Origin of the sequence: Falsiroseomonas stagni DSM 19981 (assembly GCF_900114315.1) — a bacterium.
In the GTDB taxonomy this organism is placed as follows: domain Bacteria; phylum Pseudomonadota; class Alphaproteobacteria; order Acetobacterales; family Acetobacteraceae; genus Falsiroseomonas; species Falsiroseomonas stagni.
This window is the reverse complement of sequence record NZ_FOSQ01000001.1, coordinates 718656-744192: the sequence shown is the minus strand read 5'-3', so window position 1 is coordinate 744192 and position 25537 is coordinate 718656. Positions and strand designations below refer to the sequence as shown.

Sequence of the window (25537 nt, the reverse complement as noted above, 5' to 3'; positions counted from 1 at the left end):
GGCGGCCACCAATCATCCCCCCGCCTGCCAGGCCTTCACGCTGTCCAGCGGCCAGACCAGCATCAGGACATTCAGGGCGAGGTTGTCGCGGATGACCAGCGCCACGCCGATCTCGAACACCAGGGCGATGGCGATGGTGGCGCGGACGGGCAGGCGGGATGCCAGCAGGAAGCCCAGCGCCATGGCGCCGATGTCGCTGACGGAATTGATGACGCTGTCGCCGAAATAGTCGAGCGAGATGGTGGCGTCGCGGTAGCGCTGGATGACGGCTTCGGTGTTCTCCGCGATCTCCCAGGCGGCCTCCACGATGGTGGAGGCGACCAGACGCGGCATCAGGCCGGCGCGGCGCATCAGCCCATGCGCGGCGCCATAGAACAGGAAGCCATGGATGATGTGGGACGGCGTGTACCAATCCGTGATGTGCTGCGAGTTCTCGCGGCTCATCACCACGCCATGCCACAGCTTCACCGTGCCGCAGGTACAGATCGGCACGCGCCCCATGGCGAGCAGGATCGCCGCCGTGGCCGCGACGATGGCGGCGAAGGCGGCGACCCAGGGCCAGGGGCGCGCGGGCATTCAGTTCACCGTGATGCGGGCCTCGCGCACGACGCGGCCCCACTTCTCCGCCTCCGCGCGCATGGTGGTGGCGAGGTCCGTGGGGGTGGAGAAGACGGCATCGGCGCCGGCGGCGGCGAGCCGCTGCTGCACGGCGGCATCGGCAAGGATCTCCCGCAGCGCGGCGCTGTAGCGATCGACGATGGGCGCCGGCGTGCCGGCGGGCGCCATCACCGCGCCCCAGCTGGTGGCCTGCGCATCGGCCAGGCCGATTTCCGCCAGCGTCGGCACATTCGGCAGCAGCGACGAACGGCGCGGGCCCGTGACGGCGAGGGCGCGGACGCGGCCGCCCTGGATCATGCCGAGCGCGGAGGGCAACTGGTCCAGCATCACCTGCACCGTGCCCGCGACGGTGTCGTTCAGCGCGGGGGCGCTGCCGCGATAGGGCACATGCTGCATCTCCACCCGCGCCACCAGCTTGAGGAGTTCCGGCACGAGATGCGTGGAACTGCCATTGCCGCCGGAGCCGTAGGAGAGCGCGTTGGGCCGCGCGCGCAGGAGGGCCAGGAATTCCTGCACCGTCTGGGCGGGGACGGAGGGATGGACGATCAGCACATGGTCCGTCGCGAAGGCCATGGAGATGGGGGCCAGATCCGTCGCGGGGTTGAAGCCCATATTGCTGTAGAGGTGCGGGTTGATGGTCAGCGTGCCCGTCGTGCCCATCAGGATCGAATAGCCATCCGGCGCGCTGCGGACGACATTCTCCACGCCGAGATTGCCGCCCGCGCCGGTGCGGTTCTCCACCGTCACGGGCTGGCCGAGGCGATCCTGGAGGCGTTCGCCCAGCACGCGCGCCACCACATCCGTGGCGCCGCCCGGCGGGAAGGGCACGACGAAGCGGATGGGGCGCGTGGGCGCCCAGGCCTGGGCGCGGGCGATGCCCGGGAGGAAGGGTGCGGCGAGCGCCGCGGCGGCGAGGTGGCGACGCGTCAGGCGGATCATGGTTGTTTCTCTCCCGGGTTTTCTTGGTGATGTCAGACGGCGCTGAGGTGGCGTTCCTTCAGCAGGGGCAGGACCTCTTCCGGGTCCCTGGCCCACCAGGCCTTCGACAGGATCTCGACTTCCGCGTAGTTGCCGCTGTAGCCGGCGGCGGTGACCATGGCGCGGATGGCGGGGATGTCGATCACGCCCTCGCCGGGGATGCCGCGGTCCAGGACCAGGTCGGTGGTGGGGGACTTCCAGTCGCAGACATGGAAGGCGGCGATGCGGCTGCCCGCGCGGGCGATCTGGCGCGCCAGGTCGGGGTCCCACCAGACGTGATAGACATCGAGCGCGACGCCGGTGCCATCACCGAGTTCATCGCAGAGGTCGAGCGCCTGGCCGAGCGTGGAGAGCACGCTGCGATCGGCGCAGGTCATGGGGTGCAGCGGTTCCAGCGCGATGGTGACGCCAGCGGCGCGGGCATCGGCCATGATGGCGTGCAAGCCATCGCGGACCTGCGCGCGGGCGCCGGGCAGGTCCTTGCTGCCAGCGGGCAGGCCGCCGCAGACCATGACGAGGCAGCGGGCGCCGAGGGTGTGCGCTTCGGCGATGGCGCGGCGGTTGTCCTCGATCGAGGCGGCACGGCCGGCGGCGTCGGCGGCGGGGAACATGCCGCCGCGGCAGAGGCCCGTGACCGTCAGGCCGGCATCGCGGATCTGCCGCGCCGCGGCATCCACGCCCATGGCGTGCAGCACGTCACGCCAGGGAGAGATGCCGGGGATTTCGTGACGGGCGCAGCCTTCGATGCAATCGGCGAGGCCCCACTTCTCCTTCACCGTGACGGTGTTGAGCGACAACTCCATCACGCGACACCGTGCAGGGCGAGCAGCGTGCGCATACGGGTGGCGGCCATCTCGGGGTCGCGCAGCAGGCCGGCCTTGTCGGCCAGGCGGAATAGCTCGGAGAAGTGGCGGATGCTGCGCGTGGATTGCTGGCCGCCGACCATGACGAAATGGTCCTGGTGGCCGTTGAGCCAGGCCATGAAGACGACGCCCGTCTTGTAGAAGCGTGTCGGCGCCTTGAAGATGTGGCGAGACAGCGGGACCGTCGGCGCCAGGATGTCGTGGAAGGTGGCGAGGTCGTTGCGCGACAGCGACGCCAGCGCGCCACCAACGGCCGGCGCGATGGGGTCGAAGATGCCGAGCAGCGCGTCGGAATAGCCGTGCTCGTCACCGGCGATGAGTTCGGCGTAGTTGAAGTCGTCGCCAGTGTACATGCGCACGGTCTTCGGCAGGCGCCGGCGCATGAAGATCTCCTTCTGATCGTCGAGGAGGGAGACCTTAACGCCATCGACCTTGTCGGCCTTGGCGTGGATGACGGCCAGCGCCGTCTCCATCGCGGCCATGTGGTCGTGGTTGCCCCAGTAGCCTTCGAGGGCAGGGTCGAACATCTCCCCCAGCCAATGGATGATGACGGGCTGCTTCACCTGGGACAGCACGCGGGCATAGACGCGTTCGTAGTCGGCGGGGGATTTCGCCGCCTTCGCGAGGGCGCGCGACGCCATGAGGATGATGCGGCCGCCCATGGCCTCCACCGCCTCGCACTGTTCCTCATAGGCACGGATGACGTCGTCCACTGTGACATCGGGGCCGGGTGCCAGGTGGTCGGTGCCGGCGCCGGAGGCCATCACCGCGCCGGGGTGGTCCTGCATCGCATCCAGGCTGCGGCGGATGAGTTCCTGCGCGGCGGTCCAGTCGAGGCCCATGCCGCGCTGGGCGGTGTCCATCGCCTCCGCCACGCCGAGGCCGAGCGACCACAGGTGTTTCCGGAAGGCGATGGTGCGGTCCCAGTCGATCTTCGCGTCGAGCCATGGGTCCTGCTCGGCACGCGTGTCGGCGACGACATGCGCGGCGGCGAAAGCCACGCGGGGATAGGGTGGCGTGGCCTTCGGGAAGTCACGCGGGGCGCTCAGGGTGAATGGCGTCAGGCCGCCCTGTTCATCCGGCAGGGTGATGGTCGGCATGGGCTCAGACCTCCAGCTTCGGCAGGTCGATCCAGCGGCGTTCCGCCCAGGATTGCAGGCCGGCTTCGGCAAGCTGCACGCCCTTCGCGCCAGCCAGCAGATCCCATGGGTAGCTGTCGACTTCGCCGGCGAGGTAGCGGAAGAAGAGTTCCCACTGCACGCGGAAGCCGTTGGGATAGGGCTCCACGTCGGGGACTTCCTGCCAGCCCTCGTAGAAATTGATGGGTTGCGGGATGTCCGGGTTCCAGACGGGCTTCGGCGTGTTCACGCGGCTCTGCGTCCAGCACTTCTGCAACCCGGCGACGGCGGAGCCATGCGTGCCATCGACCTGGAAGGTGACGAGGTCATCGCGGCGGACGCGTGTGACCCAGCTGGAATTGATGTGGGCCACGACACCACCGGCCAGTTGGAAGGTGGCGTAGGCGGCATCGTCGGTATCGGCGGTGTAGGGCTTGCCGCTTTCGTCGATGCGCGTCGGGATATGCGTGGCGCCGAGGCAGGAGACGCTCTCGACCTCACCGAACAGATTGTCCAGCACGTAGCGCCAGTGGCAGAGCATATCGAGGATGATGCCGCCGCCCTCGGCCTTCTTGTAGTTCCAGGACGGGCGCTGCGTCGGCTGGAGATCACCCTCGAACACCCAGTAGCCGAATTCGCCCTTCACGGAGCAGATACGGCCCAAGAAGCCGCTGTCGATCACCATCTTCAGCTTGCGCAGGCCGGGCAGGAACAGCTTGTCCTGCACCACGCCGGCCTTGATGCCACGCGCCTTGGCCAGGCGCGCGACGGCCATGGCCTCCGCCAGATTGTCGGCGGTCGGCTTCTCGCAATAGATGTCCTTGCCGGCCTCGATGGCGCGGGTCAGCAGCCCGGCGCGGAGTTGTGTCGTCGCCGCGTCGAAGAACAGCGTGTCGTTGGGGTCGGCCAGGCAGGCGTTGATGTCGGTGGAGACGCGGGAAATGCCATGGGCCTTGGCCAGCGCTTCCAGCTTCTCCTTGTTGCGGCCGACCAAGATGGGGTCGGGCATCACGCGGTCGCCGTTCTTCAGCATCACGCCACCATCCTTCCGGATGGCCGCGATGGAACGGATGAGGTGCTGGTTCATGCCCATGCGTCCGGTGACGCCGTTCATGATCATGCCGATGCGGCGTTCCGCCATGGGGGTCGCTTCCTTCAGGAGAGCCAGGTGTGGAGGTTGGCGCGGACGAAATCGTCATCCGTCAGTTCGGGGTAGTGCAGCGCGGCGGCGGAGATCAGCTCCGCCTGGCCGGGGGAAAGCTGTTCATGCGGGTCGAGGCACCAGGTGCCTTCCAGCAGGCCCTGGCGACGCAGCACCTCATGGCAGCCGGGGATGCAGCCAGCGAAGGCATTGGCGGTATCGAAGATGGCGGCGTTCATCTCCGTCACCTGCGCATCCTTCGCCAGCAGCGCGGCGGGGATGGGGGCGCCGGTGGCCGCGGCGCATTCCTGCTGAAGCGCGACCGCCGCCTGCGTCCAGACGGACCAGTGGCCGAGCAGCCCGCCCACGATGCGCAGCGGCGCCTCGCAGCCCGTGACGCGCAGCGCGAAGGGCGTCAGCAGATCGCCCACGATGTGGTCGTCATTGCCGGTGTAGAGCGCGATGCGCGAAGCGGCGCCGGCTTCCAGCACGCCGCGCAGCACATCGAGCGTGGCGTAGCGGTTGAAGGGCGCGATCTTGATGGCGACGACATTCTCGATCAATGCGAAGCGCTTCCAGAACGCGGCGGAAAGCGGCACGCCGCCGACGGCGGGTTGCAGGTAGAAGCCGAAGACCGGCATCTCCTCCGCCACCGTGCGACAATGTGCGATGATCTCGTCCTCGCTCGCGCCCTTGAAGGCGGCGAGGCCCAGCAGCACGGCGTGGTAGCCAAGAGCGCGCGCGGTGCGCGCTTCCGCCAGCGCCTGGTCGGTGCGGCCGATGGCGCCGGCCACCAGCACGGGCTGGGACTGCACCTCGGCAGCAGCCTCGGCCGCGATCGTCAGCACGGGCTCGAACAGGCCGACATCGCGGATGGCGAATTGCGTGGTGTGGACGCCGACGGCAAGGCCGCCGGAGCCCGCCGCCAGGTAGTAGCGGGACAGTGCCTTCTGCCGGCGTGGATCGAGTTCCCGCTTCGCATTCAGCGCCAGCGGATGGGCGGGGATGGCGCAACCCGCGCGCAGCCGATCCACCATGCCCGAAGGCCAGTCCTGCCACCGCAGTCCCACGCCCGTTCCCTCCCCAGGTAACTGGGTGGTTACTTACCGGTGGGAAGGGCCGGCGGTCAAGGGCGCAGGAAGCCGAGCACCACGTCGGAGATATGCGCCTCCCGCGCCGCGATGGCGGCTTCGGTGTCGAGCGGCGTGTGGAAGATGGTGGACAGGGTGTGGCGGTTGGCGACGTAGAAATGGCCGAGGCCGAGGATGGAGATGTAGAGCTGCATCGCATCCACGCCGCCACGGAACACGCCTTCCCGCGCGCCGCGTTCCAGCACGCCCTTCAGCGCCTCCAGCATCGGGGAATAGAGCGCGGGTACATCCTCCGACCGCCGCAGATAGGCGGCGCGGTGGAGGTTCTCCTGGTTCAGCAGGGCCACGAATTCCGGGTGCCGGCTGGTGTAGCGGAGGTTGAAGGCGACCAGGCGCGTCATCGCCTCCGCCGGCGGCAGGCTGGCGACGTCGAGTTGCCGCTCCTCCTCCCGCTTCGCGGCATAGGCGCCTTCCAGCACCACCAGCCACAGCTCCTCCTTGCTGCCGAAATGGGCGTAGAGCATGCGCTTGTTGGCGCCGGCGCGGGCGGCGATCTCATCCACGCGCGATCCCGCCAGGCCCTTCTCCGCGAATTCCACCAAAGCGGCGTCGAGGATGCGCTGGCGCGTCGCTGTCGCCCGGGCGGAGAGCGGCGCGCGGGGGTTAGAAGCGACCATCCCGGACCTCGAACTTCGTGGCCTTGCCGAGCGCGCGGCCGCCCGCCGCCACCCAATCCGCGACCCAGTCGATCAAGGTCAGCAGCGGCACGGTCGGATAGCCGAAACTGGCGAAGGCGCGGGCGGCGTTGGACAGCAGCGCGGTCGGCGCCTCCTCTCCGGCAAATTCCGGCTGCCGGTCCATGCGCGCGCCGAGCTTCTGCGCGAGCCAGCGGATGGAGACGGTCTCCGGCCCTGTCACGTTCAGGATCGGGCAGGTCGCATCCGCGCGGGCCAGGGCGCGCAAGGTCCAGGCATTGGCATCGCCCTGCCAGATGACATTCGCGTGACCCATGGCGAGCGGCACGGGCGTGCCGTGCCAGACCTTGGTGGCGATGTCGTGGATCACGCCGTAGCGGCAATCGATGGCGTAGTTCAGCCGGATGCCGAAGCAAAGCGTGCCGCGCGTCGCGGCGGCGTGCTGGAAGGCGCGTTCGCGGCCGAGGCAGCTGGCCGCGTAATCGCCGATCGGCGATGGCGCCACCTCCTCGTCCGGCGCGGGCCCGTTCACCGGCCACATCGGCAGGACATTGCCGGTGGAGAAGAAGACGATGCGGGACGTGGCCCAGCGCGCGGCCACGCGGGCGGGGAGTTGCACGTTCATGGCCCAGGTCAGGGCCTCATTCCCCGTGCTGCCGAATTTGCGCGCGGCCATGAAGATGACGTTGGGGGCATCGGGCAGCGCGGCGAGGGCGGCATCGTCCAGCAATTCGGCGGTGAGGCATTCGATGCCCCAGGATTCCATGCGTTCCCGCAGGCCGGGTTCGGACCAACGCGCCACCGCGATCACGCGGCGCGCCGGGTCGGCGCGCCTGGCCAGGCGGCAGAGCGTCGGCCCCATCTTGCCGGCGGCGCCGAGCACCAGGATGTCGCCGGGCACCTTCGCCAGGTCGGCGACCAGCGCGGGGTCCGGGCGGGACATCAATTCTTCCAGCATCGCCTCATCGGCGATGCGCGCCGGCCAATCGCCCATGTTCCCCTCCCGCCTCGATCGGGGCAGCATGGGGGGGAGAAGGCCCGGCGCCAAGATGCCGGCCAAGGAGACGCCCGATGAGCTGGCAGGAAAGCCTCCGCTACCCCGACCCCGCCGTGCGGTCGCTGGACCCGTCCTTCAACCGCCTCCGCCTGCCGCTGGCCAGTGTGGAGCGGCTGTGGACGGGCAGCCGGTGGGGCGAGGGGCCCGTCTGGCTCGGCGACCAGCGCTGCCTGCTGTGGTCCGACATCCCGAACAACCGCGTGCTGCGATGGGATGAGGAGACGGGCGCCGTCACGCATTTCCGCAAGCCGTCGAACAACGCCAATGGCCATACGCGGGACCGGCAGGGGCGGATCGTCGCCTGCGAACATCTCGGCCGCCGCGTGATCCGGCACGAATATGACGGCAGCATCACCGTCATCGCCGACAGCTACCAGGGCAGGAAGCTCAACAGCCCGAACGACGTGGTGGTGAAGTCGGATGGCAGCATCTGGTTCACCGACCCGCCCTTCGGCATCGGCGGCTTCTATGAGGGCGAGAAATTCACCCCGGAGCATCCCCACACGAACGTCTACAGGGTGGATGGCAACTCGGGAAAAATCACCTGCGTCTGCGACGATGTGGACCATCCGAACGGGTTGGCCTTCAGCCCGGATGAGAGCGTGCTCTATGTGGTGGAATCGCGGTCCGATCCGCGCAACATCCTGGCCTATGACGTCAACGGCGCGACGCTGTCCAACCGCCGCGTCTTCATCCGCACGGAGCCCGGTGAGACCCCGGACGGCTTCCGCGTCGATGTGGAGGGCAATCTCTGGTGCGGCTGGGGCATGGGCGGGCCGGGGCTGGATGGGGTGAAGGTGTTCAACAGCGCCGGCGCGCCGATCGGCTTCATCGACCTGCCGGAGCGCTGCGCGAATGTCTGCTTCGGCGGGCGGCACCGGAACCGGCTGTTCATGGCGGCGGCGCATTCGCTGTATGCGCTGTACGTGAACACGCAGGGGGCGGCGGGGGGCTGAGGCGATGAAGCGTTTCCTCCTGGCCACGCTTGCCCTTTGTGCCCTGGCGCTGCCCGTGGCGGCACAGCCGCAGGGCACGCCGATCCGCCTCGTCGTCGGCTTCCCGCCGGGGGGCGGGATCGACCTGCTGACGCGCGTGCTGGGCACGGAATTGCAGGTCAGGCTGAACCGGCCCGTGGTGGTGGAGAACCGCGCCGGCGCGGGCGGGAATCTGGCGGCGGAGATCGTGGCCCGCGCGCCCGCCGATGGCAGCGTGCTGGGATCGATCCCCGCCGGGCCGCTGGTCATCAACCGGCACATCTACCGGACCATGCCATTCGACCCGCTGGCCGATTTCACGCCGATCAGCCGCTTCGCCGCCATCCCCGTGGTGATCCTGGCGGCCAACGACTTCCCGCCGCGCAGCATCGCCGAACTGGCGGATTGGCTGCGCGCCGGGCGGCCGGCGAATTGCGGCACGCCGGGGGCGGGCACGACGCAGCACCTGGCGGACATGCTGCTGCTGCGGGCGCTGGGCAACCTCGACTGCACCATCGTGCATTACCGCGGCACGGGGCCGGCGCTGCCGGACCTGCTGAATGGCCGCATCCAGGTCTACACCGACACCGTCGTTACCGGCCTGCCGCCGACCCGCGATGGCCGCGCGCGGGCGCTGGCCATCGCGTCGCGCACACGATCCTCGCTGGCGCCGGATGTGCCGACGGTGGCGGAGACCATCCCGGGCTTCGAGGCCGAGACCTGGCTCGCCTTGATGGGGCCGAAGGGCATGGCGGAGGAGCTGGCCGCGCGGCTGGAGGCCGCCGCCATCGCCATCGCCCGCGATCCCGCCGTGGTGGCGAAGCTGCGGGAATTGGCGTCGGAGGCGGTGGGCTCGACGCGGGCCGAACTGGCGCGGACCATCCGCGACCAGGATGCGATGTGGGGCCCGGTTGCGCGGGCCGCCAACGTCACGGCGGATTGATTATTTCATGCCCTCAGACGCCGGGCGGCGGCTCCGCCGCCTTGGCTTCATGCTGCCGAGGGCACGCCTGCGGCGTGACGCATAAGCGGCGGCGCCCGCTCGGGCGCTCGCCCGCCTTCGGCGGGCGCCGGGTCAGCGGTCCCTGGGACCGCAGACCTCGCGCAGCGCCCGGCCGAGCGGAATCAGATCCCGCTCGGCCAGCGCCAGCGGGTTCACCACCAGCACGCCGTCGCGCAGCCGGCCCTGGCCGACATGGATGTCGCGCATGCGGAGTTGCGCCTCCGCCGCCCGGGCCTCGGCGGGCGTTTCCATTGCCACCAGCAGCATCGGCACCGGGCCGTCCGTGATGGTCACGCCGGGCGCATTGCCGAGCGCGGCGCGCACCGCATCCAGCCTGGCGCGCAGCCGCGCCGTGCGGGGCGCGTCGCCCTCCGCCACGAAGCGTTGCAGGGCGACGATCAGGCCCACGATCTCCTCCTTCCCCGCCTTGCAGGGGCGGCCGATGCCGTGGCGCGGCAGGTGCCGGGCCGCGGTGTCGCATGCGAATTCCGCCGGCAGGGCGAATTGCGCCGCGGGCAGATCAAGGTCGAGCATCTGCATCAGGGCGGAGGCGACCAGGTCCCGCCGCCCGGCCAGGATGCCACTGGCCTGCGGGCCGCCGATGGCCTTGCCGCCGGAGAAGCAGACGAGGTCGGCGCCGGCCTCGAAGAACCGGCGGAGATTGGCGGCGGGGGGAAGCTGCGCGGCGGCGTCCACCATGACGGGGACACCGGCGGCATGGGCGACGCGGACCACATCCTCCAGCGCCGGTTCCGACCAGGGCTGCGCGACCCAGAGCACGCCCGCCGTGCGGTCGGTGAAGGCGGCCGCGTAATCCTCCGGCTCCGCGTCGCGGATGCCGGCGCCGCTGACGCGATCGGGGATGCCGACTTCGTCGATCCTGCAGCCCGCCCCCGCCAGCGCGCGGTCATACATGTTGCGGTGGCTGCGGGCCATCACGAAGCGGTCGCGCTTCATGTCGAAGGGGATGGCGTTCATGACAGCGACATCGAGGCCGGCGGCGCAGGCGGCGGCGCCCAGCAGCAGGCCGGCGGCGGCGCCGGACGTCACGATGCCGGCCTCCGCGCCGGTGGCCTCGCTGATGGCGCGCGACGCCGCGGCCTGGAGGTCCGGCATCTCCACGCAGCGATCCGCGGCCTCCGCCATCGCGGCGCGAACCTCCGGGTGCATCATGCCGCCGGACAGGCGGGTGTTGGTGCCGGCGGCGTTGATGATGGGCGTGACGCCGAGGCGTTCGTAGATCGTCACTTCGTGAGAACCCGCTGCACGGCGCCCTGCCATCCCGCATGCAGGGCATCGGCCTCCGCCCGGGCCATGCGGGGGGTGAAGCGGCGTTCCAGCCGCCAATGCGCCACCGCCGGGCCGGGGGGCGGCAGCAGCCCCGCCTGCAATCCCGCGAGGTAGGCGGCGCCGAGCGCCGTCGTCTCCTGCACCGCCGGCCGGTCCACGGGCGCGCCGAGCAGATCGGCCAGGAACTGCATCGTCCAGTCGGAAGCCGTCATGCCGCCATCGACGCGCAGCACGGGCTGGCCCTCCGCCCCCCAATCGGCGCGCATGGCCTCCACCAGGTCGCGCGTCTGGAAGGCGACGGATTCCAGGGCGGCGCGGGCGATCTCGGCGGGGCCGGTGCCGCGCGTCAGGCCGAGGATGGCGCCGCGCGCATCGGCATCCCAATGCGGCGCGCCGAGCCCGACGAAGGCGGGGACGAAATGCACGCGCTGGGCGGGGTCTGCCTGGGCGGCGAGGGTGCCGCTCTCCGCGGCGTCCGCGATGATGCGCAAGCCGTCGCGCAGCCATTGCACGGCGGCGCCGGCGATGAAGATCGCGCCCTCCAGCGCATAGGTGCGGCGGCCATTGAGTTGCCAGGCCAGCGTCGTCAGCAGGCGGTTGTTCGATTCCACCGCGACATCGCCGGTGTTCAACAGCAGGAAGCATCCGGTGCCGTAGGTGGATTTCACCATCCCCGGCTCGAAGCAGGCCTGGCCGAGCATGGCTGCGTGCTGGTCGCCGGCCATGCCGCGGATGGGCACGGCGGCGTCCAGCAGGCCGGGGGCGGTGGTGCCGAATTCGGCCGCGCAGTCGCGGACCTCCGGCAGCACGGCACGGGGGATGCGGAAGAGGCGGAGCAGGTCGTCATCCCAGTCGCCGGCGCGGATGCCGAACAGCATGGTGCGCGCGGCATTGGTGGCATCCGTCGCATGCACCCGCCCGCCCGTCAGGCGCCACAGCAGAAAAGAATCCACCGTGCCGAAGGCGAGGTCGCCGCGTTCCGCCGCGGCACGGGCGCCGGAGACGTTGTCGAGCAGCCAGGCCAGCTTGGTGGCGGAGAAATAGGGGTCGCACAGCAGCCCCGTCCGCGCCGTCACCAGCGGCGCCGCGCCACGATCGACCAGCGCGGCGCAATCGGCGGCCGTGCGCCGGTCCTGCCAGACGATCGCGCGCGCGATGGCGCGGCCGCTGGCGCGGTCCCAGAGCAGCGTCGTCTCCCGCTGGTTGGTGATGCCGATGCCGGCGAGCTGCCGGGCCTGCGCGCCGCCCCGCGCCAGGGCCTCGCGCATCGTGGCGAGGGTCGCGGCCCAGATATCCTCCGGCTCATGCTCCACCCAGCCCGGGGAGGGGTAGTGCTGCGGCAGGGCCAGCTGCGCCACGGCGCGCGGCGCCAGGTCCGCGCCATGCAGGATGCTGCGGGTGGAGGTGGTGCCCTGGTCGATGGCCAGGAGCAGGGCTTCGGTCATGGCGTGTCCTTCGGCAGGCGGGCGACCAGCCAGGCGGCGACGGCCGTCGCGGCGAGTGGCGCCAGCAGCATCCCGGTCGCGGAATCGATGGCGGTGGCCAGGGCGGCGAGTAGGGCGAAGAGCAGCGCGGCCAGGGCGGCGCGGCCGAAGGCGTCCCGGGCCAGCATCACCGCCAGCAGCGCCGCGAAGACCGGCAGGAAGGCGGCGCCGAGCAGCGCGGCGCGGAAGGCGGGAAGCTGCTCCGCCGGCATCAGCCCGGCCGCCACCGGGGCGCCTTCCGCCGCCAGGGCCAGCACCACCACCAGCGCCTGCAGCGCCAGCAGCAGGGTGGCGAGGCGCAGGGGGTGAAGGCCCGGAAGGGGCAGGCGGTGCGCGGCCACCAGCGCCAGGCCCGGCACCGCCACCAGGGGCGCGAGCGCCAGCGCGGCGGCCGGGCCGTCCCGCAGCAGGGCGACCCCCGGCCCCGCAACCGCGGCCAGCGCCATGGCCATGCCGGCCAGCACCGGGCCGGTGCCCGCGCGCAGCTTCACGGGCAGCAGGGCCCCGGCCGCAACACCCGGCAGCGCGGCCAGCGCCGCGCCCAGCCCCAGCGCCAGCAGCCCCGTCCCGGAACCTGTCCCGGCCGCCACCCAGGCCAGCGCCGCCGCGGCGCCGACCGCGCCGGGCAGCAGCAGGGAAGCGCCATGGGCCCGCGCCGCCACCAGCCCGACCCAGAGCGCCACCAGCGCCGCGGCCGACAGCGCGCCGGTGGCGGCCAGGGGGAGGGTCGTGCCATCCGCCAGCAGCAGCGCCATCGCCGCCAGGCCGCCGCCCAGCGCCGCGACGCCGGCCGGCCCGGCCACCGAGCCACGGAAGGCCGCCAGCATCGCCGCCGGCGCGCCGGCCAGGATGGAGGCGGCGATGACGGGGGCGAGCAGCGCGCCCCAGGCCCCGCCGCCGGCCAGGTGCTGCAGCGCGCCGCCCAGCAACAGCGCCAGGAGGGGGCCGAGCCAGATGCCGGCCGCGACCAGGCCCGCGCCAGACCTCATCCGCGCCATTCCCCCCAGGCGGGGGAAGCGGTTTCCGTCAGCCAGAGGCGCCAGGACGGGGCCAGGGCGCCGATGCCCGCGGCCTCCTCCTCCAGCACCGGGCGCCAGCGCGCGACCAGCGCATCCATCGCGGCGTAGTCGCGCAGGCGGAACAGGCATTCGGCCAGCCAGCCGATCACCGCGGGGGTGGCGACGCCGCGGGCCAAGGCGGATTCCAGCGCCAGGCGCGCGGCGGCCAGATCCCCCAGCGCCAGCAGGTCCCGGCCCAGCGCGGCCTGCGCCTCCGCATCCTCCGGCATCGCCTCCCCCAGCGCCTGCCACAGCCCCGCGGCTTCCGCCCGGCAGGCATCGGCGCGGGCGGGGTCCAGCAGGCCGGAGAAGGCGGCACGGTCGAGGTGCCGGGCCAGCGCCCGGCGATCCGCCACGCGGCCGGCGCGGGCGGCGGCGCGCAGCGTCTCCGCCCGCGCCAGCAGGCGGCGCTCCACCGCCGGGCGGACCTGTTCGGCGCGGTCGCGCACCCCGGCGTCGGGATCGCCCAGCGCCACGCGCAGCAGCGCCTCCCCCCCCGGGCGCAGCGCATCCTGCGCGATGTCGAGCGCGCGGGCCTTCTGCGCGGGCGTGCCCCAGTGCAGCACATCGCCCAGCGCCTCCACCAGCAGGCCATCCGGCACGCCGGGCGCGGCGGCGATGGCGGCGAGGCGGGCTTCCAGCGGGTCCTCCGGCGGCGGGCCCTCCGGCAGCCGGAGGCCGCGCGGCGCGCCCATCGCCACCGCCAGCACGCCGCCCAGCGCCGCCACCGGGCCGAGGGCGGGCAGCAGCGCCATGGTCACGCGCAGCACCGCGCCCGGCCAGCCCGCGGGCGGCGGATCGAGCCGCCGCGCCAGCAGCAGGGACAGGCAGACCGGGATGTGCAGCAGCAGCGCGCCGGCCAGCCAGCCCAGCAGCAGCGCGGTCGCCACCAGCGCCTGCGCCAGCGCGATGCCGAGCAGGATGAGGAAGGCCGTCTCCTCGCCGCGGGCGGAGGCCGCGCGCGCGACCAGTCGGGGCATCAGGCGGCGTTCGGCGCCGCGGCGTTCGGTCGGACGGCCTTCATCATCCCGGGCATCCTCCCGGGCCTCCAGCGGCCGGCGCGGCATGACTCGCCTATCGGGCATGGGGGTCAGCCACGCGGGGCGCCGGCCTGGTTCAGCAGCGCGACGCCGACGATCACCTGCGCCGTCGCGGCGGGGGCGCGTTCAGCCAGCAGGGCGCGCAGCCGGGCGGCCGCGATCTCCGCGCCCCCCAGCCCGGCGGCGGGCAGCAGGACGGACAGGCGGCGCTCGTCGAGCCGCGCCTCCACCAGCACATCGGACCCGCGGAAGGTCTCCGCCATGGCGGCGCGCGTCGCCTCCAGCGCCGCGGCGGCGCGGGGGCCGGCGGGGATCTGGGCGGAGAGCAGCGCCAGGTCGAAGCCGACGCGGCGGGCCAGCGTCGCCATGGCGGCGACGGCGCGGGCGGCATCATCCCCGGCGACCATCATGCCGCCGCCGGGCAATGCGCCGCCGGCGGCTGCGGCGGCGGCATCGGCGGCCTCCCGCGCCCTTGCATCGGCCAGCGCGGCGCCGAGCCAGCCGGCCGCCGCTTCCAGCGCCGCCACCGTGTCCAGCGCGAGTTCCGCGAAGCCGATATCCTCCACCTTGACCATGCCGAGCACGAGGCCGTCCCAGGGGGACAGCACCGGGGCGGCCAGGATCCCCTCCCCCGCCAGCGCCAGGCGGTCCGCCGGGCGGGTGACGACGAGGGCGCCGCGGCCGCGCTCCATCGCATCCACCAGCGGGCCGCGCAGGAAATGGTGGGAGAGCGCCGCATCGGCGGGCCAGCCCTCGGACGCCACCAGGTGCAGCGTGTGGTCCTCCGCCAGCCAGAAGGAACAGGCGGTGCAGCCGGTGGCGGCGCGCAGCAGGCCGGTGGCGCCGCGGATCACGCCTTCCGTCCCGTGGCCAAGGGCGCGGGACGCCTCGAACACCGCCGTCGCGGCCTGGAGGCGGGCGCCGAGGCGGGCATCGAGTTCGAGCGCGCGGGCGGCCAGCCGGTCATTCGATTCGGCGATGGCCGCGCGGTCCAGCAGCGCGCCGGCGGCGGCCTGGTCCGCGGCCTCCGCCCGCTGCCGGGCGCGGTCGGTGAAGAAGCCCACCAGCGCCGCGGCGCAGGGCCAGGCCAGGGGCTCCACCCAGGCATTGGCGGTCCAGGCTTCGCTCGACAAGGCGATGCCGATGCGCAGCAGCCCGGCGGTGAGCGCAACGGCGACGCCGGGCACCAGGCCATGCCGCGCCGCGACATAGAGCACCGGCAGCGCGAAGGGGGAGACCGGCCAGCCGCCGAAGCCGTTGCCCCGCATGACGAGGTCAAGCAGCAGCAGCGCCACCAGCGCGCCGAAGCCTTCCAGCAGGGGGCGGAGCGGCAGGTCGGCGCCGCCGGCGGCGCGTGGCGTGGCGGGGGCCGGGGCCTGCCCTGGGGCGGGCTCCGGCGGGGCGGGTTCGGAGGATGGGGCGAGGCCGGCCTTGCCGCCCAGCGCCCGCAGCCGGTCCGCCGCGGCCTCCGCCGGCTTCGGCGCGCGGGACCAGGGCAGGCGGTGGCGCGGCGGCGCGGCGGGGGGTTCCGCTGGCGGCGCGGCGGGGGGCGGTGCTGCCAAAGAGGCGGCCCCTGGGGCGACCACAGGCGCCGCCGGCGGGGCCTGGCGGGGCGAGGGTTCGGGGCGGATCAGCGGCGTGGCGCGCGGCGGCGGCGTGGTCGCGGCGTTGCGCGCCGGGACCGGGGAACCCGCGCCTTCCAGCCCGGCCATGGCGGCATGGGCGGCCCAGGGATCGGCGCCGGACAGCTTGCCGCGCGGCGCCATGACCGGTTCCGCCAGCGACTCCAGGCCCGGCTCGATCCGCGCATCCACCCGGCGGAGCGCGGGGCGGGGTTCCGGCGCGGGGGCCGGGCGCGACCGCGCGGCCGGTGGCGTGGCCTCCGGCGCCCTCTCGGCCGGGGCTGGGTCGCGGCGCCGGCCCGACGAGGCGGTCGGCATCTTCACGCCAGCATCCCCGCCACCATCCCCGTCCCTGCCCTCATGCGAGCCCCGATCGCCAGCCCCGGTCGCCATCCGGCCCGCGGGATGGGCACGACCGTCGCATGAACAGATGCTTATTGGGAAGGATGGGCCAGCGCCAGGGCTGCATACCCCCCCCTGCCGCAGGCAGGCTGCTTGCCCCTGGCGGGGGGCGGGCGGGGCGGGTAGGTGTTGCGGGCCACCGATCCGGGTCCGATGTCCGCCACCGCCGCGCCCCCCGATATCCCGCCTGGCCTGCCGGCCCGCGATGGCCGGCACTTCGCGCTGGCCTTCGCGGCCGCGTCGCTGGCGGCGATCGGGGCGATGGCGCTGCTGCCCGCCCCCAGCGCGCCGCGCCCGGCCCGCTTCGTCGAAGCACCGCCTTCCCCGGCCGACCGCGCCGCGGCCACGCTGGAACGCGCCTCCGCCGCCCGGCCGATGGATGCGGAGGCGCTGCGCCGGCTGGCCGACCAGCTGCGGACCACGCACCGGCCCCTGCAACTGGCCATCGCGCTGGAACGGCTGCATGCGCTGACCGGGGAGCCCGCGCCGCTGCGGGAGGCGATGGAGCTGCGCACGGACCTCGGCGACCAGGCGGCGGCGCGGGCGGCGCTGGACCGGCTTTCCGCCATCGGCGCGACGACGGAGGCGGAGGCGCTGCGCCTGGCGGCGCTGCGGATCGAGGGGGGCGACGCGGCGGGCGCGGTCTCCGGCCTGATGCAGGCGCTGGCGCGGCGGCCGACGCCGGAACTGGCGCTGCGCACGGTGCAGGCGGCGGTTCGGCTGCCGGAGCCGGGGATCGCGCTGCGGGCGCTGGGCGCCACGCTGTTCCAGGCGGCGCCGGACCTGCTGGAGGCGCTGCGCCGCGTGCTGATAGGAGATTCGCGGCCCGACCTGGCGCTGCTGCTGCTGGAAGGCCTGCCCCTGCCCGCCCAGGCCGACCCCGCCACCGCCTTCGCCCTGGCGCAGGCGGAAGCGCGGGCAGGCTGGGGGGGCGCGGCGCTGGCCCGGCTGCTGGCGCTGCGCGCCACGGATGGCCTGCCCGCCGGCGCCGGCGCGCTGCTGGTGGATTTGGCGCTGCGGGAGGGACGGCTGGACGAGGCCTTCGAGGTCGCGGCGCTGCTGCCCGCGGAAGCCTGGCCCGCCGCGCTGCCCGCCCGGCTGGCGGAGGCCGCGCGGCTGGCGCAGCGGCCGGAGCTGCCGCGCCGGATCGACCCGCAGCGCCTGGCCCCTCGCCCCGAGATGGCGGCGCAGGTCGCGCTGGCGCGCGGCGACCGGGCGGCGGCGCGGCGCCTGGCGGAGCTGGCGCTGGGACGCCCGCCCAACAGCACGGACGGCGCGCGCGGCCTGGCGCTGGTGCTGCGCGATGCCGGGCAGGACCAGGCGGCCTGGGACCGGCTGCGGCGGGAATTGCAGGGCGCGCGCCCCGATCCCGGCGCGCTGCGGCTCTTCGCGGAACTGTCCATGGCGCCGGCGCGCGGCGGCCCGGGGCTGGCGCTGCTGGAACGCCACCGGGCGGATGGCATGGCGGCCGGGGAGGCCTGGCTGCGGCTGGCGCTGGCGGAGGAACGGGGGGAGGAGGCGGCGCGCTTCCTGACGGAAGGCGGGCCGGCGGGGGCCGGCGAGCTGGTCGAAGCGCTGTCCCTGGCGGCGCGGCGGCGCGACGCCGCCCTGGCCGATGCGAGCGCGGCCGCGCTGCGGTCCCGCCGCGACTGGCCGGATGGCTGGACGCCGGAGGAGGCGCGGGTGACGGCGGCGCTGGCCCGGCCACTCGGCACCGGCAGCCTCGGCCTCGCACTCGACATGCTGGACTGGGCGTCGGAGCAGGAGGCGCGCAACCGCATCGTGCTGCTGCTGGCCGCGGTGCCGGAAATCGGCGCCGTCGCGGCGCAGCTGCCCCAGCTGGCGCAGCACCCCGCGCTGCGGCGGCTGCGGCGGGAGGCGGAGGCCGGCCAGGCGGCGGCGGAAGGCACCACGGCGCGGCTGGCGCTGCTGGCGGTGCTGTCGCCGCGCGATGCCGTGCCGCTGCTGGCAAGGCGGGCGGAGGCGGAGCCGGCGCGCTTCGGCCCCGCGCAGGCGCTGGCGGTGTACCGCGCGGATGGGCCGGCGCAGGGGGAGGCGAGCCTGCGCGCGCTGCTGCCCCGCCTGGCGCGCCCGCAGCAGGAAGGCACGCTGTTCCTGCTGCTGGGCGCGGCGCCGGCGGAAGCCCGGCCGCTGCTGGCACGGGTGGCGGATGAGGTGCTGGGCGCCGGCTGGCGCCCGCGCTTCGAGGCGCTGCTGGCGCGGCAGGGACGGCGGGCGGAGCTGGTGGCGGCGCTGCGCGCGCGCGCCGCGATGCCCGGCGAGGACCGGCGGGAGATCGCCCGGCGCCTGGCCGAGTTGGGCGAGACGGATATCGGGGAATGACCATGGGCATGATGCTGTACGAACTGGCCGGGGCCGACCCGGCGCGGCGCTTCAGCCCCTATTGCTGGCGCATCCGCTACGCGCTGGCGGCGAAGGGGCTGGCGTTCGAGGGGGTGCCCTGGCGCTTCACGGACACCGACGCGATCCGCGCGCATGGGGCCGACAAGGTGCCGGTGCTGGTCGATGGTGGCCGCGCGGTGGCCGATAGCTGGGCCATCGCCGAATACCTGGAGGACACCTACCCGGAGCGGCCGAGCCTGTTCGGCGCCGATCCCGGCCGGGCGCTGGCGCGCTTCGTCAATGCCTTTGCGGACGCCGTGGTGGTGCCGGGCATCGCGCGGCTGGTGGTGGCGGATATCCTTCCGGTGCTGGATGCGAAGGACCATGCCTATTTCCGCGCGAGCCGGGAGAAGCGCTTCGGCATGACGCTGGAAGCGGCGCAGGCGGATCGGGATACGCGGGTGGAGGCGTTCCGGCAGGCGCTGCACCCGCTGCGGATGGTGCTGCGGACGCAGCCCTTCCTCGCGGGGGAGGCGCCGCTCTACGCCGATGCGATCGTGATGGGCTGCTTCCAATGGGCGCGCTGCGTCAGCCCCTTTCATCTGTTGGCCTCCGATGACCCCGTGGAGGCTTGGCGGCAGCGGATGCTGGATCTGCACGACGGCATGGCGCGCCAAGTGCCGGCTTTCGATTGAGGGCCTTCGACTGAGGGATCAAATAAAGAAGATTGGCAGCGCCCCCCGCGCCATGGCCTGATGCGTGGCATCAACGAGGCTCGGGGAGAGCGGTCCATGCGGGTTTCCATGCTGGCGGGTGCCGTGGCGCTGGGACTGGTGGCGGTGGGCGGCATGGGCGCCGGAGCGCAGCCGAGGGCGCCCTACACGCCCGGGCCGCACAACATCGAATTGCCGGCGGATTGGCAGGCCCGCTTCATCCGCTACGCCACGGTGGACAAGGCGGACCGCAAGATCATCCGCCACATGTATGTGAACCCCGAAGCCTATGCGGCGACGCGGGCCGGGCAGCCGGCGCCGATGGGCACGCTGCTCATCATGGCGGATACCCGTGCGCGACTGGATGCGCAGGGCAACCCGCTGCTGGACACCTCCGGCCGCTTCATCCCGGAACCCGGCTGGATCGCACTCGGCGTGCAGCAGAAGGAGGCCGGCTGGGGCGAGGGCTATGGGCCGGACCAGCGCAACGGGAACTGGGAATACGCGGCCTTCGACGGCGCGGGCGCGCGGCGCAACGTATCGATGAATTCGTGCTTCGGCTGTCACCTCGGCGCCCGCGCGCAGCAGGATTTCACCTTCACCTACTGGGACCATGCGGTGGCCAGGCGGTGACAAGGCCGCGCGCGCCCACGCCACTTCCTTCTTTTTCGGGCCGCACAGCGGCCCGCGCGCGCAGGCCGCCCTTGCCGGCGGGCGCTACAGCGCGTAGGCGCGAAGGCAAGCGGCCGGAGGCCGCGCCCGCCGTCTGAGGGCTTCAATTCATGACCTTTTCGTTGATCGGGCGCTGCGCGCGCACGGGGCAGTTCGGGGCCGCGGCCACGACATCATCGCTGGCCGTGGGGGCGCGGGTGCATGCGGTGGCGCCCGGCGTGGGGGCGGTGCTGACGCAGCACCGGACGGACCCGCGGCTCGGCCCGCGCGGCATCGGGCTGCTACGGTCCGGCTGCACGGCGGAACAGACCATCGCGGCGCTCGTCGCCTCCACGCCGGATCACCCATGGCGGCAACTGGCGGCGATCGATGCCGCGGGGCGCACGGCGCATTTCCATGGCGCGCGGGTGAAGCCGGAACATGGCGCGGCGCATGCGAAGGATGTCGTCGCCATCGGGAACATCCTGTCGTCGAGCCGCGTGCCCGATGCCATGGCGGCCGCCTTCGCGGCCGACCCCGGCCTGCCGCTGGCGGAGCGCCTGCTGCGCGGGCTGGAAGCGGGCGAGGCCGCGGGCGGCGAGCATGGCGCGGTGCGCTCCGCCAGCCTGCTGGTCTTCGGCGCGCATGATTTCGCGCTGGTGGATTTGCGGGCCGATGGCCATGACCAGCCGATCCCGGCGCTGCGCGCGCTGTGGGAGGAATATGCGCCGCTGGTCGATGCCTATGTCGTCCGCGTGACCGATCCCGACAACGCCATCGCCCTCTGACAGGGAAAGACCCTCATGCCCGTCATCAACCGCATCGCCGACCTCCAGCCCGAGATGGAGACCTGGCGCCGCGACCTGCACGAATATCCGGAGCTGCGGTTCGAGGAGAGCCGGACGGCGCAGCAGGTGGCGAAGCTGCTCGCCTCCTGGGGCATCGAGGTGCACACCAACATCGCCAAGACCGGCGTGGTCGGCGTGCTGCGCGGCGCCGGCACTTCGGGCCGCACCATCGGGCTGCGCGCGGACATGGACGCGCTGCCGATGACGGAGGCGACGGGGCTTCCCTATGCCTCGAAGAATCCCGGCCGGATGCATGCCTGCGGGCATGACGGGCACACGACCATGCTGCTGGGCGCGGCCAAGTACCTGGCGGAGACCCGCAACTTCGACGGCACGGTGCATTTCATCTTCCAGCCCGCGGAGGAAGGCGGCGCGGGGGCCAAGGTGATGATGGATGAGGGCCTCTTCGCCCGCTTCCCCTGCGATACCGTCTATGGCGTGCACAACGACCCGTCGCTGCCGCTGGGCGAGGCCGATGTGCGGGACGATGTGATGATGGCGGCGAGCGACATCTTCTTCATCACCGTGCGCGGCAAGGGCGGCCATGCCGCGCGGCCGCATGGGGGCATCGATCCCATCGTGGTGGGCGCGCATATCGTGGCGGCCTTGCAGACCATCGTCGCGCGGCGGGTGGATCCGCTGGAATCCGCCGTGATCTCCACCACGCAATTCCATGCCGGCACGGCCACCAACATCATCCCGGACGAGGCGCAGCTCTGCGGCACGGTGCGGACCTTGAAGGCCGAGGTGCAGGACCTGATCGAGGCGTCGATGCGGCGTGTCGTGGAAGCGACGGCGGCGGCGCATGACGCGGTGGCGGAGTTCACCTACCAGCGCGGCTATCCCGCCACGATCAACCACGCGGACCAGGCGCGCCGCGCGGCGCGGGCGGCGGCGAGCGTGCTGGGAGATGGCAAGGTGCGGCGCGACATGCCGCCGGTGATGGGCGGCGAGGATTTCTCCTTCATGCTGCTGGACCGGCCGGGCGCCTACCTCAAGCTCGGCCAGGCGGCGGGGGTGAAGGGTTCGGCGCCAGTGCATACGGTGCAGTACGACTTCAACGACGATCTGCTGCCGGTCGGCGCCAGCTACTTCGCGACGCTGGTGGAGCAGGAGATGCCCCGGGGGTAGATCCTACCCTCCGGCGATGTCCTCCATCGCGCGGCGGCGGAGGACATCGACCGTGGCCTGGGCCGTGCTGGCGGCGACGCCGAGGGCCTGCATGGCATAGTCCGCCATGCCAAGCGCGGTCTCACGTTCCCCCATCAGCACCAGGCCGGTGCCGGCGATCTCCTGCTCCAGCCAGGTCGCTTCCTCATCCGTATGGGTGCGGACCACGGCCTGGATGCCCGGGCGGGCGGCGCGGGCCAGCCGCAGCACCTCCCGCGCCTGGGGGGCGTCCGGCAAGGCGACGATGACCAGGCGGGCGCGTTCGGGCGCGGCGGCGTGGAACACCTCCTCCCGCGTCGCATCGCCCCAGATGGCGGGGATGCCCTGGGCGACCAGGCGTTCCGCGCCGGCGCGATCCTCCTCCACCACGATCAGCGGCAAATGATGGCGGCGGAGCGCGGCGATGACGAGGCTGCCGACGCGGCCGGAGCCGACGACGATGGCGTGCTGCTCCGGCACCGGCCAGGGGAGTGACGGTGGCGGCGAGGGGCGCGCCGCGGGGCGGGCCAGGCGCTTCTCCAGCCAGGGCGCCAGCGCCTCCGCCCCCTTCAGCAGCAGGGGGGGGTCGCGATGATGCTGGCGACGGCGGCGACCAGGATGGGGCCGCGCACGCCATCCGGCAGCAGGCCGTGGCGGATCGCGACCTCCGTCAGCAGGAAGGAGAATTCGCCGATCTGCGCGATGCCGGCGGCGACGACCAGCGCGATGCGGGGCGGCACGCGGAAGGCCAGCATCACGGCCAGGGCGCCGCCGCCGATGCCGACCAGCACGACGACGACGGAGGCGAGGGCGGCCAGGAGCTCGGCCGCCACCAGGCTGAGGTCGAGCAGCAGGCCGACGGAGACGAAGAAGATGGCGGAGAAGATGCGGGCCAGCGGCGTCGCCTCCGCCGCCGCCTGGTGGCCGACATCGCTTTCGCCGAGCACGATGCCGGCGAAGAAGGCGCCGAGCGCGAAGGAGACGCCGAAGAGGGAGGAGGCGAGCACCGCGACGCCGAGCGCCGCCGCCAGGACGGCAAGGGTGAAGAGTTCGCGCGAGCCCCCGCGCGCCACGCGCACCAGCGCCCAGGGCAGCGCGCGGCGGCCGGCCAGGACCATCACCAGCGCGAAGGCGATGAGGGAGGCGGCGGCCTTGCCGATATCCAGCACCACGCCCTGCCCATCCCCGCCGCCCGCCAGCGCAGGCAGGAGGACGAGGGCGAAGACCACGACGAGGTCCTGCATCACGAGCCAGCCGAGCGCGAGCCGCCCCGGCGGCCCGCCCAGCTTGCCGCGTTCCTCCAGCGCCCGCGTGGCCACGGCGGTGGAGGAGATGGCGAGCGCGAGCCCGAAGGCGATCGAGGCGCCCGGCGACAGGTCCAGCAACCCCTGCCCCACCAGGGCGCCGAGCCCCAAGGCGAGGGCGATCTGCAGCACCGCCCCGGGCACCGCGACCCGCCACACCGCCAGCAGGTCCGCCGGCTTGAAATGCAGGCCCACGCCGAAGAGCAGCAGCGCCACGCCGATCTCCGCCATGGCGGAGACCATGCCGCGCTCCGCCAGCGATCCCGGCAGCCAGGGGCCGATGACGATGCCGGCGGCGATGTAGCCGATCAGCGCCGGCAGGCGCAGCAGGCGCGCCAGGCTGCCGAGGATGAAGGCCAACAGGATGCAGGCGACGATGGTCGCCAGCATGGGGTCGGGTCCATGGGGCATGGCGCGACCATAGCGGAGGACGCCGCCACGCCCGCAAGGGCCTCGGGTTGCGGGTTGGGCGCCACCTTGCCACCATCGCCGGGATGCGCGCGCCCGACCCCTTCGACCTGATCTACGCCCGAGGCTCCATGCTGGCCTGGGACCCGCCCGCGCCCCGCCCCGGCGCGCCGGCGCTGCTGCTGCTGCATGGCGCGGCCTGCGGCCCCTGGGTCTGGGCGGAAGGTTTCGGCGCCCGGCTGTCGCAGGCCGGCTTCCGCGCCTTCGCGCCGGGCTTCAACCGCGGCACGGCGCAGCGCCCCGCGGGCATCGCGGATTTCGCCGATGACGCGCGCGCGGCGATCGCGGCGATCCGGCAGCCCGTCGTGATCGTCGGGCATTCGCTGGGCGGGCTGGTCGCGCAGCGGCTGCTGGCGGAGCCGGGCGTGGCTGGCATCGCGCTGCTGGCGCCGGCGCCGCCGGAGGGCCTGGCCTGGGCCAATTGGCGGCTGGCGATGGCGGACCCGCCCCTGTGGCGGGCGGTGGCGCGGATGACGGAACCGGGCGCGGGCCTGGCCCACGCCGCCCTGCTGAAGCGCGCCCTGTTCAGCGCGGCGATGCCGGAGGCGCTGGCGCTGCGGCACCTGGCCCGCATGGGCGCCGAAAGCCGCAGCGCGCTGCTGGAAGCGCAGGCGCCGCAACCCGTGCCGCCGGCCTGGGGGGTGGGCAAGCCCGCCGTGATCTATGGCGCGCGGCGGGACCCGCTGGTGCCGCCCGACGCCGTGGTGCGCACCGCCGCCTGGCACGCCGCGCCCTTCGCCCTGCTGGACGGCATGGCGCATGCGATGATGCTGGACCGGGGCTGGGAGAACCTGGCGGACCGTCTGCTGGCCTGGGTGGAGGAAGGCTGGAAATGAGCGACGCGGTCCTCATCACCGGCGGCTCCGGCGGCATCGGCCGCGCCATCGCGCGGCGCGCGGTGGAGGCAGGGTTTTCCGTGGTCAACCTCGACCTGCGGGCGCCGGAGGAGCCGCTGCCGCGCGAAATCTTCTTCAGTTGCGACTTCGCTGACCTCGTCTCGGCGCGTGCCGTTCTGGCGGAGGTCGCGGCGAAGCACGCGCCGCTGCGGCTGGTGAACAATGTCGGCGTGGTGAAGCCCGCGAGCATCGAGGAGACGACGCCGGAAGACCTGGCGACGGTGATGGATGTGAACCTGCGCAGCGCCCTGCTGGCGGCGCAGGCGCTGCTGCCCGCGATGCGCGCGGCGCGCTTCGGGCGGATCGTCAACATCGCCTCCCGCGCCGCGCTGGGGAAGGAACTGCGCAGCGCCTATGGGGCCAGCAAGGCGGGGCTGATCGGGCTGGCGCGGACCTGGGCGCTGGAACTGGCGGCCGATGGCATCACGGTGAACGCCATCGGGCCGGGGCCGATCGCGACCGAGCTGTTCCGCCGCGCCAACCCGGACAACAGCCCGCGCACCCGCGCGATCATCGAGGGGGTGCCGGTGAAGCGGCTCGGCACGCCGGAGGATGTGGCGCATGGCGTCCACTTCTTCCTGGATGACCGCGCGGGCTTCGTGACGGGACAGGTGCTGTATGTCTGCGGGGGGATGACGGTGGGGCTGGCGCCGGTCTGATCGGGTGATGCTGGGGAAGGCGCTGCCTTCCCCAGACCCCATCCGCCAGGAGGCAGAGCCTCCTGGACCGTC

Annotated in this window: 24 protein-coding genes; 9 read left to right on the top strand and 15 right to left on the bottom strand. The window is 73.2% G+C overall.

The window, feature by feature from the left end:
• Positions 1-12 precede the first annotated feature (12 nt).
• Genes BM041_RS03485 through BM041_RS03450 form a run of 8 tightly spaced genes read right to left on the bottom strand, consistent with a single transcriptional unit; the run spans position 13 to position 7528 of the window.
• Entirely contained in the window at positions 13-576 is a 564-nt protein-coding gene (locus tag BM041_RS03485) for a DUF2585 domain-containing protein (protein WP_092955500.1), read from the bottom strand.
• Complete coding sequence (locus BM041_RS03480) at positions 577-1557, bottom strand: Bug family tripartite tricarboxylate transporter substrate binding protein (protein WP_245761908.1); 981 nt, start codon at positions 1555-1557, stop codon at positions 577-579.
• Positions 1558-1589: 32 nt separating this feature from the next.
• Positions 1590-2399 carry a sugar phosphate isomerase/epimerase family protein gene (locus tag BM041_RS03475; protein WP_092955497.1) on the bottom strand — a complete coding sequence of 270 codons (810 nt, stop codon included), beginning with the start codon at positions 2397-2399 and terminating at the stop codon, positions 1590-1592.
• Positions 2399-3559: a dihydrodipicolinate synthase family protein gene (locus tag BM041_RS03470; protein ID WP_092955494.1), complete on the bottom strand. Its 1161-nt coding sequence runs from the start codon at positions 3557-3559 to the stop codon at positions 2399-2401. Before BM041_RS03470 ends, BM041_RS03475 begins: the two co-directional genes overlap by 1 nt.
• A gap of 4 nt (positions 3560-3563) precedes the next feature.
• Complete coding sequence (locus BM041_RS03465) at positions 3564-4718, bottom strand: Gfo/Idh/MocA family protein (protein WP_092955491.1); 1155 nt, start codon at positions 4716-4718, stop codon at positions 3564-3566.
• Positions 4719-4732: 14 nt separating this feature from the next.
• Positions 4733-5788: a dihydrodipicolinate synthase family protein gene (locus BM041_RS03460; RefSeq protein ID WP_245761907.1), complete on the bottom strand. Its 1056-nt coding sequence runs from the start codon at positions 5786-5788 to the stop codon at positions 4733-4735.
• A gap of 56 nt (positions 5789-5844) precedes the next feature.
• Positions 5845-6486, bottom strand: a complete 642-nt coding sequence (locus BM041_RS03455) for a TetR/AcrR family transcriptional regulator (protein ID WP_092955485.1) — start codon at positions 6484-6486, stop codon at positions 5845-5847.
• Complete coding sequence (locus tag BM041_RS03450) at positions 6473-7528, bottom strand: NAD-dependent epimerase/dehydratase family protein (protein ID WP_245761906.1); 1056 nt, start codon at positions 7526-7528, stop codon at positions 6473-6475. The genes BM041_RS03455 and BM041_RS03450 overlap by 14 nt, the downstream gene beginning before the upstream one ends.
• Before the next feature lie 47 nt (positions 7529-7575).
• Between BM041_RS03450 and BM041_RS03445 the strand changes: the two genes are divergently transcribed.
• Entirely contained in the window at positions 7576-8517 is a 942-nt protein-coding gene (locus BM041_RS03445; RefSeq protein ID WP_092955479.1) for an SMP-30/gluconolactonase/LRE family protein, read from the top strand.
• A 4-nt stretch (positions 8518-8521) separates the two neighbouring features.
• On the top strand, positions 8522-9478 hold the full coding sequence (locus BM041_RS03440; RefSeq protein WP_092955476.1) for a Bug family tripartite tricarboxylate transporter substrate binding protein: 957 nt from the start codon (positions 8522-8524) through the stop codon (positions 9476-9478).
• A 132-nt stretch (positions 9479-9610) separates the two neighbouring features.
• Here BM041_RS03440 and BM041_RS03435 read toward each other — a convergent pair whose 3' ends face one another.
• From BM041_RS03435 to BM041_RS03415, 5 genes are read right to left on the bottom strand one after another with little or no spacing between them, the layout of a single operon-like run.
• Complete coding sequence (locus tag BM041_RS03435; RefSeq protein WP_175533700.1) at positions 9611-10786, bottom strand: hypothetical protein; 1176 nt, start codon at positions 10784-10786, stop codon at positions 9611-9613.
• Entirely contained in the window at positions 10783-12273 is a 1491-nt protein-coding gene (glpK, locus tag BM041_RS03430; RefSeq protein ID WP_092955470.1) for a glycerol kinase GlpK, read from the bottom strand. Before glpK ends, BM041_RS03435 begins: the two co-directional genes overlap by 4 nt.
• Positions 12270-13301, bottom strand: a complete 1032-nt coding sequence (locus BM041_RS03425) for a hypothetical protein (RefSeq protein ID WP_139225941.1) — start codon at positions 13299-13301, stop codon at positions 12270-12272. Before BM041_RS03425 ends, glpK begins: the two co-directional genes overlap by 4 nt.
• Complete coding sequence (locus BM041_RS03420) at positions 13298-14455, bottom strand: hypothetical protein (protein WP_139225940.1); 1158 nt, start codon at positions 14453-14455, stop codon at positions 13298-13300. The genes BM041_RS03425 and BM041_RS03420 overlap by 4 nt, the downstream gene beginning before the upstream one ends.
• Positions 14456-14460: 5 nt before the next feature.
• On the bottom strand, positions 14461-16356 hold the full coding sequence (locus tag BM041_RS03415) for a hypothetical protein (protein ID WP_092955461.1): 1896 nt from the start codon (positions 16354-16356) through the stop codon (positions 14461-14463).
• Positions 16357-16587: 231 nt separating this feature from the next.
• On the opposite strand from BM041_RS03415, the gene BM041_RS03410 reads away from it, so the two are divergent.
• The 5 genes from BM041_RS03410 (at position 16588) to BM041_RS03390 (ending at position 22120) form a co-directional block, all read left to right on the top strand.
• Positions 16588-18777 carry a hypothetical protein gene (locus BM041_RS03410; protein WP_092955458.1) on the top strand — a complete coding sequence of 730 codons (2190 nt, stop codon included), beginning with the start codon at positions 16588-16590 and terminating at the stop codon, positions 18775-18777.
• Positions 18774-19472 (top strand): glutathione S-transferase family protein, encoded by a 699-nt coding sequence (locus tag BM041_RS03405; RefSeq protein WP_217648600.1) that lies wholly within the window; start codon positions 18774-18776, stop codon positions 19470-19472. Before BM041_RS03410 ends, BM041_RS03405 begins: the two co-directional genes overlap by 4 nt.
• Positions 19473-19532: 60 nt before the next feature.
• Positions 19533-20123 carry a cytochrome P460 family protein gene (locus tag BM041_RS03400; protein ID WP_092955455.1) on the top strand — a complete coding sequence of 197 codons (591 nt, stop codon included), beginning with the start codon at positions 19533-19535 and terminating at the stop codon, positions 20121-20123.
• Between the two features lie 149 nt (positions 20124-20272).
• Complete coding sequence (locus BM041_RS03395; protein WP_092955452.1) at positions 20273-20929, top strand: DUF1028 domain-containing protein; 657 nt, start codon at positions 20273-20275, stop codon at positions 20927-20929.
• 15 nt (positions 20930-20944) lie between these two features.
• The gene (locus BM041_RS03390) at positions 20945-22120 is read left to right on the top strand and encodes a M20 aminoacylase family protein (protein WP_092955450.1); all 1176 of its coding nucleotides are present in this window, start codon (positions 20945-20947) and stop codon (positions 22118-22120) included.
• A gap of 3 nt (positions 22121-22123) precedes the next feature.
• Here the strand turns inward: BM041_RS03390 and BM041_RS03385 are convergent, their stop codons facing one another.
• Together BM041_RS03385 and BM041_RS03380 are read right to left on the bottom strand one after the other, a co-directional pair.
• On the bottom strand, positions 22124-22618 hold the full coding sequence (locus BM041_RS03385; protein ID WP_175533697.1) for an NAD-binding protein: 495 nt from the start codon (positions 22616-22618) through the stop codon (positions 22124-22126).
• 89 nt (positions 22619-22707) lie between these two features.
• Entirely contained in the window at positions 22708-23853 is a 1146-nt protein-coding gene (locus BM041_RS03380; protein ID WP_092955448.1) for a cation:proton antiporter domain-containing protein, read from the bottom strand.
• 83 nt (positions 23854-23936) lie between these two features.
• On the opposite strand from BM041_RS03380, the gene BM041_RS03375 reads away from it, so the two are divergent.
• Both BM041_RS03375 and BM041_RS03370 read left to right on the top strand, forming a co-directional pair.
• Complete coding sequence (locus BM041_RS03375) at positions 23937-24746, top strand: alpha/beta fold hydrolase (protein WP_092955445.1); 810 nt, start codon at positions 23937-23939, stop codon at positions 24744-24746.
• On the top strand, positions 24743-25465 hold the full coding sequence (locus BM041_RS03370; protein ID WP_092955443.1) for an SDR family oxidoreductase: 723 nt from the start codon (positions 24743-24745) through the stop codon (positions 25463-25465). Before BM041_RS03375 ends, BM041_RS03370 begins: the two co-directional genes overlap by 4 nt.
• Positions 25466-25537: the final 72 nt, after the last annotated feature.